The following is a 13,459-nucleotide window of genomic DNA, read 5'->3' on the forward strand; positions in this document are numbered from 1 at the left end:
TTCGCGCAATGCAAGCTTGATCGAGGAGCGCATTGGGATTGTGCCGCGCTTCGCGTCTCCCGTCGCTGCAAGGCTCAAGTGTACGAAGCGGGCAAATACATTTGACCGGCACGCTGAAGTTGCATCCCGCGCGGCGCCGCCAACCGCCGCAAAACTAAAAGACGCGCCTACCGCGCCGGTTGCCCGACCGCTTGCGTAACGAACCCGATCCGCTCCAACCCCGCCTGCTGCGCCGCGCCCATCACCTGCGCGATGACCTCGTAGCGCGTCGCGCGCGACGCCCGCAAATGCACTTCGGGCTTTTGCGCGGCCTTGGCGGCATCCGCGAAACGCGCGCGCATGTCGTTCATGCTGATGGGCGCGTCGTTCCAGTAGAGCTTGCCCGCATCGTCGATGGAAAGCGTGATGGTCTGCGGCGTCTCGCGCGCCGGTTGCGACGCGACTTTCGGCAGATCGAGCCGGATCGCATGCGTGAAAAGTGGCGCGGTGATAATAAAGATGACGAGCAGAACGAGCATGACGTCGATGAGCGGCGTCATGTTGATGTCCGCCATCGGCGCGTTATTGGGCTTTTTGTCGAGTCCGCCGAACGCCATCGCCTCGCGCTCCCCTACTTGCCTTCACCGCACACGAACGCGTGCAGATCGTGCGCGAAGCCGTCGAGTTCCTCGGAAATCTGCCGCACGTAGCGCCCGAGCACGTTGTAGGCGAGCACCGCCGGAATGGCCACGACGAGCCCGAAGGCCGTCATGATAAGCGCCTCGCCAACCGGACCGGCGACGGTTTCGATCATTGCCTGTCCGCTCGCCGCAATGCTGGTCAGCGCGTGATAAATGCCCCACACAGTCCCGAGCAGCCCGACGAACGGCGCCGTGCTGCCCACCGACGCCAGCAGAACCTGCCCGAACTCCAGCCGCCGCTGTGAATTCAGCAACGCTTGCCGCAACGCGCGCAGCACGCGTTCGCTGCGTTCCACGCGCGCGAGCAACGCGCCCGGCATCTCGGCTTCCGACGCACGCCACGCAGCCTCGGCGAGCGGCAGATATACGCGCTCGCGATCGACTGCACGCAAGGCGCCGATGCCATCCTTGAGCGTCGCCGCCTGCCAGAACCGCTGCACCCCGCGCGGTCCCTGACGCTTCGCGCGCGTGAGCACCCACGCCTTTACCAGCAGAAAACACCAGCTCGCGAACGACATGGCGAGGAGCACGCCCGCAATCGCATGCGTGACCGCATCGCCGCTTTGAAGATAATGAATGACGCCTGTGGCCGCCATGAATCTCAGCGCAGCCCGAGGACGTCCTGCATGTCGAAGAAGCCTTTGTCGTGGCTCGCGAGAAACCTCACCGCGCGCAGCGCGCCCTGCGCGTAAGACAGACGGCTCGCCGATTTATGCGTGATCTCGACGCGCTCGCCGATGCCCGCGAACATGACCGTGTGATCCCCGACGATATCGCCGCCGCGAATGGTCGCGAAACCGATGGTCGATGGGTCGCGTTCGCCGGTCACGCCTTCGCGCGCGTAGACGGCGCAGTCCTTGAGGTCGCGGCCGAGCGCCTTGGCCACTGCCTCGCCCATGGCAAGCGCGGTGCCAGAGGGCGCATCCACCTTGTGCCGGTGATGCGCCTCGATCACTTCGATGTCGTAGCCTTCCGCGAAGTGCTTCGCCGCGAATTCGAGCAGCTTGAGCGTGACGTTCACGCCAACGCTCATGTTCGGCGCGAACACGACGCCGATCTTCGCGCCCGCGGCTCGCAATTGCGCCTTCTGTTCATCGGAGAAACCGGTCGTGCCGATCACCATCTTCACGTTGTGACGCAGCGCGGCTTCGAGATGCGCGAGCGTGCCCTCGGGGCGCGTGAAGTCGATCAGATAATCGGCGGCGGCGAACACGCGTTCGATGTCGTCGGTGAGCAGGACGCCCGTGGTCTTGCCGAGAAACGCGCCCGCGTCCTGGCCGAGCTGCGGCACGCCGGGCCGGTCGAGGGCGCCGACGAGTTCCGCGTCGGGATCGTTGAGAACGGTTTCGATCAACATCCGGCCCATGCGGCCCGATGCCCCGGCGATGGCGATCTTCATGGCTGTCTCGTGTCGAAGCGCGCAACGGTCACGCGCTGGATGATGCAGATTGGAAGCAACGGGAACCGCGCGAGGAGCGCGCCGGTTCCCGTCGGCGCCGCGTTACTGCGGCATGGAGAACTGCGTCTGACCACCGGCGTTGGAAGGCGTGGGCGACGTGCTCGCCGGGCCTACCGCGCTGCTATCCGGAATGTTGATTTGCTGCGGCTTGCGCTGCAACTGGATTTGCGAGTTGCTGCCGCCCGCGCCCGCCGAACCCGGCGCACCGCCCGCGCTTTGCGGCGCGCTGCTGTAGGCCGAAGAACGCTGACGGCCCGTTGGCGTATCCACCTGAGCGGTCGCGCGATTCGCGGCCTGCGCCGCTTGCTGGTTCGCGTCGCCCGAAAAAGCCGCCGCTGCGTTTGGCTGCGTGGAAGGCTCGCCCGCCGGAGCGGTCACGGCCACGGTGGATGCCGCGACCGGCGCGGAAGCGGGAGGCACCGCGGCCTTCGCGACCTTCACGCCCTTGTCGCCGTCGATTTCCGCGAGCAGTTCGAGGTTCGAAGGCAGATTCTCGCCGCCCGACCAGCTCACCACGCGCTCGCTCGCGAAGTTCACGACAAAGTCGCGCTGCTGCACGACCGACGTGGAACCGCGCTTGAAGTAGAAGACGTAGTCCCAGCGATCCGCGTGGAACATGTCGGTGAGAAGCGGCGTGCCGAGAATTTGCTTGACCTGATCGCGCGACATGCCGACCTGCATCTGGCTTGCTGCTTCTTGCGAAACGAAATTGCCTTGCACGACCGTGATCCGATACGGCGTGATGCTCTGCGCGATCTTCTGCGTGATGCTGTCGTAAGTCGAGCAACCGGCCAGCAATGCGGCCACGGTTGCAGCGATCATGGTTCCCCGCATGCGACGGCTCTCCCTGCAATTCGATAAAATTTTTGAGAACATTTCAACCTTTCGCGCGAGGCGTTTTCGAAGGCCGCGCCAATCCAAGCCAATCCAAGCCAATACGTGAGCCAATACGCGACAGTCACGTGCTCATGCGGACCGATCCGTGTCATTTCTGTTCATGATGTCGGGAACGGTCAAAACGCATTACTATGAGAACCTCAAATTGTACTCTAGGGATGCCTAGCCATGACCAATCCCGCCGATCTCAAAAATATCGGGCTCAAGGCGACCCTGCCCCGCCTCAAGATTCTCGAAATCTTCCAGCACAGTCCGGTGCGCCATCTGACCGCTGAAGACGTGTATCGAAACCTGCTCACCGAAGAGCTGGATATCGGTCTCGCCACGGTTTATCGCGTGCTCACGCAGTTCGAGCAAGCCGGACTTTTGTCGCGAAGCAATTTCGAATCGGGCAAGGCCGTCTTCGAACTCAACGAAGGTTCGCATCACGATCACCTCGTGTGCATCGACTGCGGCCGCGTGGAAGAGTTCTTCGACGCCGAGATCGAACGCCGTCAGCAGTCCATCGCGAAAGAGCGCGGCTTCAAGCTCCACGAGCATGCGCTGGCTTTGTACGGCGCCTGCACGAAAGAAAACTGCCCGCACCGCAAGCATTGAGCGGATGCGCCGGGTGCCCGGCGCGCAATAGGCAAAACCGCCGCCCATCGGCAACGATGGACGGCGGTTTCATTTCGCCTGTACGGTTTGCGAGATGCGTATGCGCACGATTCGCAATTACGTTCACGCACCTTGATCGATGAACGCGAACGCTCGGCGCGCGAGCAAGACAAGCATCGGCGTCTTCATTGAATTTCGCCGAAGACGCGCAGCCGCGACACGCCGCCATCCGGAAAAATATTGAAGCGCACGTGCGTCACGGGCCCGAGCTTCGCGAGCTCCTTCTCGAAGCGATGCACGTTGTCCATAGCGAGTTTTTGCTCGTCGAGCAGCACAGGCCAGAACATGGCTTGCGTCACGAGCGATTCATCCGTGCCGCCCTCGACACGCGCCGCCTGCAGCGAGCAGCGATCCGGGAAATTGCCTTTGAAATGCGCGGTATCGACTTCGATCGCGCGGATCACGCCGGGCGCGGCCAGCGCTACGATCGCCCAGTCGTTGCCCGGCTCGCGACGGCGACGCGTTTCCCAGCCATCGCCCATATTCACGCCGCGTCCCGGCATCAGCATTTGCGATGCTGGCCCGAAGTGCTGATTGTTCGCCGCGACCAGATACGCGCCGTTCTCGACAGCCGCGAGGTCCAGCAGCGTGCCGCGCTCGATGCGCGAAAAATCCGTCTTCGGCTGACCATACACACGTAGCCGCGCGATCCCGCCATCGGGGTAAATGTTCACGCGCAAGTGCGTGTAAGCGCGCGTATCGGCGATCTCGACATAGTGATGACGATTGCCCTGCAAGGTCGTCGCCGGCACGATCTCGCGCCAGTCGCCGTCTTCGGGCGCGCTCGCCGGATCGGCGTTCGGGCTGTAGCACGCCTCGACCGACGCGGCCGGCGGAAAGTTGCCCGTGAAATGACTCGTATCGATATCGATGCCGTGAATCGTGCCCGCGCGCGCGAGCTTGACGACGCAGAAGTCATAGCCCGTCGTGCGCTTGCGGCGCGTTTCCCAGCCGTCCATCCACTTGCCGTGTTGGTCGTATTTGCCGGGAATGAACACCGCCGGCTGCGGCTCCAGCATGCGTTCCTTCGGCGCGAAGAATTCGTCCGTGGCGAAGAGCGCCTGCGCGCCGAGACGCGGGTCCGCGAGGTTCATATAGCGGCGCGTAAAGGCGGGCGCATCGGGATCGAGAATCGGGTTTGCCATTCGTATGTCCTTTTATTTGAAGATCGAGCGCAGCTTCGGCATCAGATCGCGTGCGCGTTCTCATGCCCATGCGAGGTTTCGGGCGCAGCCGGCACGAAGCGATAATCCGCGTCCTGGTCGAGCACACGCCTGGCGCGCGCCCGGTCGATGTCGTTCTCCCACACGGCCACGACCACGGTCGCCACGCAATTGCCGATGAGATTCGTCACCGCCCGCGCAATGCCGACGAACCAGTCGACCGGCAGAATCAGCACGAGACCGAGCACGGGAATCGCGGGAATGGCCGACAGCGTGGCCGCAAGGATCACGATGGCCGAGCCGGGAATGCCGTGCGCGCCCTTCGAAGTCACGAGCGACACGAGCACCACGACGATCAGGTCATGCAGCGAAAGCGGCGTGTTGGTCGCCTGCGCAATGAAGATCACCGCGAGCGTGAGGTAGATCGAGAAGCCGTCGAGGTTGAACGAATAGCCGGTCGGAATCACGAGGCCGACGGTCGAGTCCTTGATGCCCATCCATTCGAGCTTGCGCATGATCTGCGGCAGCACGGCATCGGACGATGCAGTGCCGAGCACGATCGACAATTCTTCGCGCAGATAGCGCACGAGCTTGATGATGGAGAAGCCCGCGAGGCGCATCACCACTGCGAGCACGACGAACACGAAGAGGAAGCAGCTTGCATAGAACACGGCCACGAGCAGGCCGAGTTGCTTCAACGATTCGACGCCGTACTGCCCGGTCGTGAACGCAATCGCGCCGAGCACGCCGAGCGGCGCCAGCTTGATGATGAACGCCATGATGCGAAAGAACACGTGCGAGAGTTCGTCGATCAGACCGGTCACGCGTTTCGCCTTGTCGCCGAGCAACGAGAGCGCCGAGCCAAATAGCACGGAAAACACCAGCACTTGCAGGATGTCGCCCTTGGCGAAGGCGTCGATGGCGGTATCGGGAATGATCTTCAGCAGAAAACCCGCCGTGTCCTTGAGGCTCTTCGCGTGTTCCGTGTAGGTCGTGAGCGACGACGCGTCGAGCGTATGCAGGTCGATATTCATGCCGACGCCCGGACGCGTCACCCACGCGAGGATCGCGCCGATCACGAGCGCCAGCGTAGTCATGATCTCGAAGTAGACCACCGCTTTCAGACCGACGCGCCCGACCTTCTTCAGATCGCCCGCGCTCGCCATGCCGCTCACGACGACGCAGAACACGATCGGCCCGATCACCATCTTGATGAGCTTGAGAAAGCCATCGCCGAGCGGCCGCAGCGACTGGCCGAAGTGCGGGAAAAGCGCGCCGACCACGATACCGATGACCAGCGCGATCATCACCCTGCCGAACAGCGAATTCAGGAATCTCGACACGACCTTCTCCTTGTCGTTGAAGGGTTTCATTTTCAGGCAACTGTTCCGACTGGTCGGACCAGTGATGTGATGAGGCATATTAGAAAGCCGATATAACCGCGTCAAGCAACGCGTGCTAACGGTTTACCCTGTTGCCTTCTGGCATGGAATCGCTTGATTCGAACCGGAGCACACGCTTACGAAAGGCGCGCATACAATGGCGGTCAGACCGGCCATTCCCAATTCTTCCTATGAAAAACGTTCCGCATACCGTGACCGATGCCGCCATCGCGACCATTCGCGAGCGTATCGAGTCAAGCATGTATCCCGTGGGCAGTTTGCTGCCCGCGCAGCGGCAACTATCGGAGGAACTGGCGATCAGCCGTGCTTCGTTGCGCGAGGCGCTGACCACGCTCGAAGCGCTCGGCATGCTGCACATCCGTCCCGGCAAGGGTGTGTATGTGAGCAGCGCGCAGGCGTCGAGCGCGCATGGCTGGCGGTTTGCCGATCAGGCGTCGTTGCCCGATACGTATCAGATGCGCTTCGCGCTCGAGGGATTCGTCGCGCGGCTGGCGGCGCATTCCATCGGCGACGCCGACATCGACTGGCTCGATGACAATCTGAACGCGCTGCAAGGCGCGCTCATGGCGGCGGAACTCGAGGAGGCCGCGCAACTCGACTTCGCATTCCATATGCGTATCGTGAGTCTCGCGGGCAATGCGGCCATCGAGTCCATCTTGCGTGGCAGCGCCGACATCATGAAAGAGAGCCAGCGCTTGCCGTTCTATCGGCGCGAGCTCGTGCTTTCGACTTATAACGAACACATGGTGATCGTCGAAGCACTCAAGGCGCGAGACGGCGAGAAAGCCGGCATTGCAATAGAGCGGCACATCGTCAACGCGGCGCAACGCGCGGGCGTGCATTTTCCGGTGCCACACCGAGCGTAGGTCCGGCCTTTCCAGCGATGCGCTGTCGACTCGATCTCAGGGGCACGGCATCGGCGAACGCGGCTGCGGCGGCTGCGGCTGCGGCTGCGGCTGCGGCTGCGGCTTACATCGTGTCGCATTGCCGGCAGAAATTTCGCGTAAGCCGGAACACGCGCGGGAAAAGAAAAGCCGCTCCGAAGAGCGGCTTTTTTTACGTCGGTCAGTGCAGCAAGCTTACTTCGCGTTCGCGAGCGCTACAGCCGTGTCCAGCATGCGGTTCGAGAAGCCCCACTCGTTGTCGTACCAGCTCGACACCTTCACGAGACGGCCCGACACCTTCGTGAGCGTTGCATCGAATGTCGACGAAGCCGGGTTGTGGTTGAAGTCGATCGACACGAGCGGCGCCTCGTTATAGCCGAGAATGCCCTTGAGCGAACCTTCCGCTGCTTCCTTCATGATCTTGTTGACTTCCTCGACCGTCGTATCACGTGCGGCGATGAACGACAGATCGACCACCGACACGTTGATGGTCGGCACGCGAATGGCATAGCCGTCCAGCTTGCCGTTCAGTTCTGGCAGCACGAGACCGACCGCCGAAGCCGCGCCCGTCTTCGTCGGGATCTGGCTATGCGTGGCCGAGCGCGCGCGACGCAGGTCTTCGTGATACACGTCGGTCAAAACCTGATCGTTCGTGTAGGCGTGGATGGTGGTCATCAGACCGTTCACGAGACCGATCTTGTCGTTCAGCGGCTTGACGAGCGGCGCAAGACAGTTCGTCGTGCACGACGCGTTCGAGATGACCGTGTCGGATGCCTTCAGCACGTGGTGGTTCACGCCATACACGATGGTTGCGTCCACGTCCTTGCCGCCCGGCGCCGAGATGATGACCTTCTTCGCGCCACCCTTGATGTGCGCGCTCGCTTTTTCCTTCGTCGTGAAAAAGCCCGTGCATTCCAGCACGACGTCGACGTTCAGCTCACCCCACGGCAGTTCGGCCGGGTTGCGGTTGGCCAGCACGCGAATCTTGTCGCCGTTGACGACGAGGTAATCGCCGTCCACCGACACTTCGCCCGGGAACTTGCCGTGCGCCGTGTCGTACTGCGTCAAATGCGCGTTCGTCTTGGCATCGCCGAGATCGTTGATGGCGACGATCTCGATGTCGTGTTTCTTGCCGTTTTCGTAGAAAGCTCGCAGCGTATTGCGGCCGATCCGGCCGTAGCCGTTGATTGCAACGCGAATCGTCATGGTCAATCTCCTGATGGCTAAAAAAACCGTTGACTGCCGGGTTCAGGCCGCGAGCACGGACTTCGCCGTCTCGACGACATGTTCCACCGTGAAGCCGAAATGCTTGAACAGCTCGCCCGCCGGTGCGGATTCGCCGAACGTGTCGATCCCGACCACGCCGCCTTCGAGGCCCACGTACTTGCGCCAGAAATCCGTCACGCCCGCCTCGATCGCCACGCGCGCCACGCCCTTGGGCAACACGCGCTCGCGGTATTCGGCGTCTTGCTTGTCGAACACGTTGGTGCAGGGCATCGAGACGACGCGCGCGCCAATGCCGTCCTTCGCCAGCGCCTCGACCGCCTGCATCGCGAGCTGCACTTCCGAGCCGGTCGCGATGAGGATGATCTTGCGCGCCGGAATGTCGTCGTTCCAGTCGCGCAGCACGTAGCCGCCCTTCGCGATGTTCGCGATCTGCACGTCGTTGCGCGGCGAGAATTGCAGATTCTGCCGGCTGAAGATCAACGTGGACGGACCTTGATGTTCGATTGCATGCGTCCAGGCCACCGCCGTTTCCACGGTGTCGGCCGGGCGCCACGTCTGCAGTTGCGGAATCAGACGCAGGCTCGACACGTGTTCGATCGACTGATGCGTCGGGCCATCTTCGCCAAGACCGATGGAGTCGTGCGTGAACACGAAAATGGAGCGCGACTTCATCAGCGCCGCGACGCGCAGCGCGTTGCGGCTGTAATCCGAAAACGTCAGAAACGTGCCGCCGAACGGGCGGAAGCCGCCATGCAGCGCGAGACCGTTGATGGCCGTGCTCATGCCGAATTCGCGCACACCGTAATTGATGTGGTTGCCCCACTGGATGCCCGCGTGACCGGGGTTCGCGTTTTCTGCGTCGCCGGCGGCGCGTACGGGCTTCGACGCTTTCCAGTTCGTGAGGTTCGATCCCGTGAGATCCGCTGAACCGCCCAGCAGTTCCGGCAACGCAGCGGCCAGACCTTCGATGGTCTGTTGCGATGCCTTGCGCGAAGCGACCGTTTCGGCGCGCTGGTTCGCATCTTCGATGATCTTCACCGCGCTCGCCTTCCAGTCAGCCGGCAATTCGCCCTTCATGCGGCGCGTGAATTCGACCGCTTCGCTGCCGTACTTCGCGCGGTAGGCCTCGAACGCCTTGTTCCACTCGGCTTCGGCGTGCGTGCCTTGTTCCTTCGCGTCCCACGCCGCATAGACTTCCTGCGGAATCACGAACGGCTCGTAATTCCAGCCGAGGCCCGCGCGCGTCGCGGCGATTTCCTTGTCGCCGAGCGGCGCGCCGTGCGCGTCGTGACCGCCCGCCTTCGTCGGCGCACCCTTGCCGATGACCGTGCGGCAGCAGATCAGCGTGGGCTTGTCCGAGTTCTTCGCCGTGGCGATGGCGGCATCGACCGCTTCGACGTCATGGCCGTCTACCGCGCGAACCACGTTCCAGCCGTAGGCTTCGAAACGCTTCGGGGTGTCGTCGTGGAACCAGTGTTCGACGTGACCGTCGATGGAGATGCCGTTGTCGTCGTATAGCGCGATCAGCTTGTTCAGCTTGAGCGTGCCGGCGAGCGATGCGGCTTCGTGCGAGATGCCTTCCATCAGGCAACCGTCGCCGAGGAAAACATACGTATGGTGATCGACGATCTTCGCGTCGGCCTTGTTGAACTCGGCCGCCAGCAATGCTTCGGCGAGCGCCATGCCGACCGCGTTGCCGACGCCCTGACCGAGCGGCCCGGTGGTGGTCTCGACGCCCGGCGTCATGCCCACTTCCGGATGGCCCGGCGTCTTCGAATGCAGTTGGCGGAAGTTCTTCAGTTCACCGATCGGCAGGTCGTAGCCGGTCAGGTGCAGCAGCGAATACAGCAGCATGGAGCCGTGACCATTCGACAAAACGAAACGGTCGCGGTCGAACCAGTGCGGATTCGTGGGGTTGTGCTTCAGATGGCGCGACCACAGCGCGACGCCGATTTCGGCCATGCCCATGGGCATGCCGGGGTGACCGGAATTGGCTTGTTGAACGGCATCCATGGCAAGCGCGCGGATCGCGTTGGCCATGAGGGCGGTCTGACTGGAGGGCTGGGTCGTCATGTCGTGTCGAGTGCTTGGAAAGCTCGGGAGCTTCCGGCTGGTCCTGAAATAATCCGCAGTGATTCTGCTACGCGCCGGACCCGCGGCACACAACGTTTTCAGGACCGGAACGACGAGAAACGACGAGGATCGGGAGGCCGTCATTCTAACAGACCGGTCCGATTGACAGGCCGCGAGCAAGCGCCAAAGCATCGCCGTTCGACGCGCATCGCTGACCATCGCGGCGGGCACGTTCCGTGCAGCGGCTGCTTCGCTTCGAGCGCCGGCGCCTCCGGATGGCATGCCGGGCTTCGTGGCAGAATGTCCCTCACCGTATTCGTGCAGCAAGGCTTGAAGGAGTGCTTTCGATGACAGACCCACGCCCGGCCGACGTGCCCTGGTTGACGCCCTATCTCACCGTGCGCGATGCGCGCGTGAGCATCGGGTTCTACGAGAAAGCGCTCGGCTTCGCGGTGCGCGACAGCGTGAACGACGATGGCAGCATCATCCACGTCGAGATGACGTATCGCGGCCAGTTGATCGTGATGTTCGCGCCGGAGGGCGCTTACGGCTCGCAGGCGCGCACGCCGAAGAGCTCCGGCATCATGGCGCCGCAGTCGTTCTATCTTTATGTGGACGACGTGGATGCCACCTTCGCGCAGGCCATCGCCGTGGGCGCGAAAGCGCTCATCGAGCCACAGGATCAGTTCTGGGGCGACCGCTTTGCGCAGATCGAAGATCCGGATGGCTATCGCTGGGCGATTGCGCGGCATCTGAACTAAGCGCTGTTTCATTCCCTCAAGGCAACTTCACTATCCGCGGGTTCTGCATCCGCGATCGTTACCTATGCCACGCTTTTACGTTGACGGCCCGCTCGCGGTGGGCCAAACCTTGCCCCTCCCCGACGATGTCGTGCGCCACGTGCACGTCCTGCGCCTCCAGACCGGCGATGTCATCACGCTCTTCGATGGCGAAGGCGGCGAGTATCGCGCGGAGCTGACCGAGATCGCGAAACGTGCGGCCAGCGCGCGGATCGACGAACACGACGAACGTGACGCGGAGCCGCCGTATCGCGTGATACTCGCGCAAGGCGTCGCAGGCGGCGACAAGATGGACTGGCTGATCGAGAAAACGGTGGAGCTGGGCGTCGCGGATATCGTGCCGCTGACAACCGAGCGCGGCGTCGTGCGGCTTGCGGGCGAGCGCGCGCTCAAGCGTCAGGCGCACTGGCAAGCGCTCGTTCGCGCCGCCTGCGAGCAATGCGGACGCAATCGCGTACCGCACGTCGCGCCGCCGCGCGATCTCGACGCGTGGCTCGCCGACTTGCCGCCCGCCTCCGATGGTGAGCTGCGCTTGCTGCTTTCGCCGCGCGCGGAACTCACGTTCGCGACGCTGCCCGCGAAAGCGCCGCGCGAACCGGTGACTTTGCTGATTGGACCGGAGGCGGGATTTTCGCCATCGGAAGAAAGTGAGATCGTGGCGGCGGGTTTCTCCGCGCTCGGTCTCGGACCGCGCGTGTTGCGCACGGAGACGGCGGGAATCGCGGTACTGGCCGCGCTCGCCGCGCGTTGGGGCGGCTGGTGAACGGGACGACAGCCCGCAAAACAAAATCAGCCCGATGAGCAAGACCCATCGGGCTGATTCATTTTTAAACGTCGCGCGAGCAGCGCTCGCTTCAGCGCGTCACACGAACGAATAGAACACGCGGAACGCCACGCGCCGTTCGGCCCAGAACTCGGCCGCGTCGCGGAACACGTCGAGCAGCGTCTCGCGCCCTTCCTTGTCGAATTTCTGCGCAATCGGCAATTGCTCCAGCACGATCACGAAGCCCGGTTGCGAGCCCGCCTTGTGGACGAGATCGGTCAGCGAGTCGTACAGCGCGTCGTAGTTCTTGCCGAAGTGCTTGGGAAACAGGAACGACGTCGCAATGGTCTCCAGGATTTCCTGCTTGCTCTGCGCCTGCCCGAGATACGCGTAAAGAAAATGCTGTTCGAGTCGATTCGCTTCGTCGGCGAGTTCCTGAACACGGAACGCGCGGATGGATTGCACGATATTCGGCCGCACCGTCGCGAAAAGAGACTCGGATTCCTCCGCCGGTTCCTGAGGATGCGCCTGCACCGGATTCGGCTCGTCATCGGGTCTGTTGTCGTGTTCTGTCATGCGTAGCCGCAATACTCGCTGGAACAGGTTGCCATCGCCGGTTGCGAAAAGATCACTCGCGACGCCGTTGTCGTGCGCGTAGATGTTGTCGCTCATGCCGTTAATCCCTAGTTAGTCCGCAATGCGTTTGAAACTGGCGTAATGGTCGTCCGTGTAGTAGCAGTCGCCGGTCTGCCGCTTCGACCCGCCACACACGATTCGCCGGGCGCCCCGGTCACGCGAACGCGGCGTGGGCACCGTGTACTCGTGGTAATAACCACGCGGATGCCGCGGCAGCACACGCTCGCGATTGCCGAACACGACTCCGTCCTTTGGATAAGGGAAAGGGCCGCCCGCTTCGATCAGCCGCAATGTCGCCACTGCCTGCTTCGGCAACTGCGCAATGCCGATGGTGGCGAGCCCGTCACGCTCAGGCCGGCCGGATTCGGCAGACCGTTGCGTGGGTTCCCGCACCGGTCCCCGACCAAGAGACCCTGCCGATTCGGCGGGCGTTCCCGGCGCCTCGCTTGCCTGAATGGCAGCGGGACCCGCGGATGCCGCATCTGGTGCGCCGCCACGGGATTCGTCCTTGCCACACCCGCCAAGAATGAGACTCAAGGCGACGATGGTTGAAACCCATGCACGCATCACGAAACGGTTGTCCCCGCGTTATCAGAATTCGACGACCATGAAAGATGCAAGGGTATCGCTAATGACAAGGGGAAGCAACGTTCCGCGAGAAATCGGCAATTCTTCCTTGAAATTGCCAAAAAGCATGGAGATTGGCAAAAAATCAAGTCAATATTTAGCCCAAATCTGAGAGATTTTTATCCTGAACGAGATAATAATTTGTCCCGCAGAGCCGCGAAGCCATATGACGAGTCGCCTCACTTGTCGG

Annotated in this window: 13 protein-coding genes and 2 pseudogenes; 4 read left to right on the plus strand and 11 right to left on the minus strand. The window is 62.6% G+C overall.

Features of this window, described 5'->3' with window-relative positions:
* Positions 1 to 167: 167 nt before the first annotated feature.
* From QCE79_RS11960 to QCE79_RS11975, 4 genes are all read right to left on the minus strand, one after another.
* Positions 168 to 596, minus strand: coding sequence for a biopolymer transporter ExbD (locus tag QCE79_RS11960; protein ID WP_309844373.1), 429 nt, complete (start codon positions 594 to 596; stop codon positions 168 to 170).
* A 14-nt stretch (positions 597 to 610) separates the two neighbouring features.
* Positions 611 to 1,276 (minus strand): MotA/TolQ/ExbB proton channel family protein, encoded by a 666-nt coding sequence (locus QCE79_RS11965; RefSeq protein ID WP_250526243.1) that lies wholly within the window; start codon positions 1,274 to 1,276, stop codon positions 611 to 613.
* Positions 1,277 to 1,281: 5 nt separating this feature from the next.
* Complete coding sequence (gene dapB, locus QCE79_RS11970; protein WP_250509475.1) at positions 1,282 to 2,079, minus strand: 4-hydroxy-tetrahydrodipicolinate reductase; 798 nt, start codon at positions 2,077 to 2,079, stop codon at positions 1,282 to 1,284.
* 102 nt (positions 2,080 to 2,181) lie between these two features.
* Positions 2,182 to 2,973, minus strand: a complete 792-nt coding sequence (locus tag QCE79_RS11975) for an outer membrane protein assembly factor BamE (protein WP_250526245.1) — start codon at positions 2,971 to 2,973, stop codon at positions 2,182 to 2,184.
* A gap of 231 nt (positions 2,974 to 3,204) precedes the next feature.
* On the opposite strand from QCE79_RS11975, the gene fur reads away from it, so the two are divergent.
* Positions 3,205 to 3,633, plus strand: a complete 429-nt coding sequence (gene fur / locus QCE79_RS11980; protein ID WP_244826232.1) for a ferric iron uptake transcriptional regulator — start codon at positions 3,205 to 3,207, stop codon at positions 3,631 to 3,633.
* Between the two features lie 185 nt (positions 3,634 to 3,818).
* Here fur and alc read toward each other — a convergent pair whose 3' ends face one another.
* Positions 3,819 to 4,838, minus strand: coding sequence for an allantoicase (alc, locus tag QCE79_RS11985; protein WP_250492720.1), 1,020 nt, complete (start codon positions 4,836 to 4,838; stop codon positions 3,819 to 3,821).
* 41 nt (positions 4,839 to 4,879) lie between these two features.
* Positions 4,880 to 6,199 (minus strand): C4-dicarboxylate transporter DctA, encoded by a 1,320-nt coding sequence (locus QCE79_RS11990; RefSeq protein ID WP_309844379.1) that lies wholly within the window; start codon positions 6,197 to 6,199, stop codon positions 4,880 to 4,882.
* Positions 6,200 to 6,429: 230 nt separating this feature from the next.
* On the opposite strand from QCE79_RS11990, the gene QCE79_RS11995 reads away from it, so the two are divergent.
* Entirely contained in the window at positions 6,430 to 7,125 is a 696-nt protein-coding gene (locus QCE79_RS11995; RefSeq protein WP_244826234.1) for a FadR/GntR family transcriptional regulator, read from the plus strand.
* 213 nt (positions 7,126 to 7,338) lie between these two features.
* On the opposite strand, the gene gap is transcribed toward QCE79_RS11995, so the two are convergent.
* On the minus strand, positions 7,339 to 8,349 hold the full coding sequence (gap, locus tag QCE79_RS12000) for a type I glyceraldehyde-3-phosphate dehydrogenase (protein ID WP_244826235.1): 1,011 nt from the start codon (positions 8,347 to 8,349) through the stop codon (positions 7,339 to 7,341).
* A 42-nt stretch (positions 8,350 to 8,391) separates the two neighbouring features.
* Positions 8,392 to 10,443, minus strand: coding sequence for a transketolase (tkt, locus tag QCE79_RS12005; RefSeq protein ID WP_309844382.1), 2,052 nt, complete (start codon positions 10,441 to 10,443; stop codon positions 8,392 to 8,394).
* 347 nt (positions 10,444 to 10,790) lie between these two features.
* Between tkt and QCE79_RS12010 the strand changes: the two genes are divergently transcribed.
* Both QCE79_RS12010 and QCE79_RS12015 read left to right on the plus strand, forming a co-directional pair.
* A complete protein-coding gene (locus QCE79_RS12010) occupies positions 10,791 to 11,204 on the plus strand; it encodes a glyoxalase/bleomycin resistance/extradiol dioxygenase family protein (protein WP_244826237.1) in 414 nt (137 codons plus the stop codon).
* Between the two features lie 64 nt (positions 11,205 to 11,268).
* Entirely contained in the window at positions 11,269 to 12,006 is a 738-nt protein-coding gene (locus tag QCE79_RS12015; RefSeq protein WP_250465647.1) for a 16S rRNA (uracil(1498)-N(3))-methyltransferase, read from the plus strand.
* A 99-nt stretch (positions 12,007 to 12,105) separates the two neighbouring features.
* Here QCE79_RS12015 and QCE79_RS12020 read toward each other — a convergent pair.
* From QCE79_RS12020 to QCE79_RS12025, 3 genes and pseudogenes are all read right to left on the minus strand, one after another.
* A pseudogene (locus QCE79_RS12020) lies at positions 12,106 to 12,501 on the minus strand (barstar family protein); the annotation flags it as partial.
* A 69-nt stretch (positions 12,502 to 12,570) separates the two neighbouring features.
* Positions 12,571 to 12,678: pseudogene (locus tag QCE79_RS39340) on the minus strand (barnase inhibitor); the annotation flags it as partial.
* 15 nt (positions 12,679 to 12,693) lie between these two features.
* Positions 12,694 to 13,212, minus strand: coding sequence for a ribonuclease (locus tag QCE79_RS12025; RefSeq protein WP_250509480.1), 519 nt, complete (start codon positions 13,210 to 13,212; stop codon positions 12,694 to 12,696).
* Between the last annotated feature and the right edge of the window lie 247 nt (positions 13,213 to 13,459).

This window comes from Caballeronia sp. LZ003 (assembly GCF_031451465.1).
Taxonomy (GTDB): domain Bacteria; phylum Pseudomonadota; class Gammaproteobacteria; order Burkholderiales; family Burkholderiaceae; genus Caballeronia.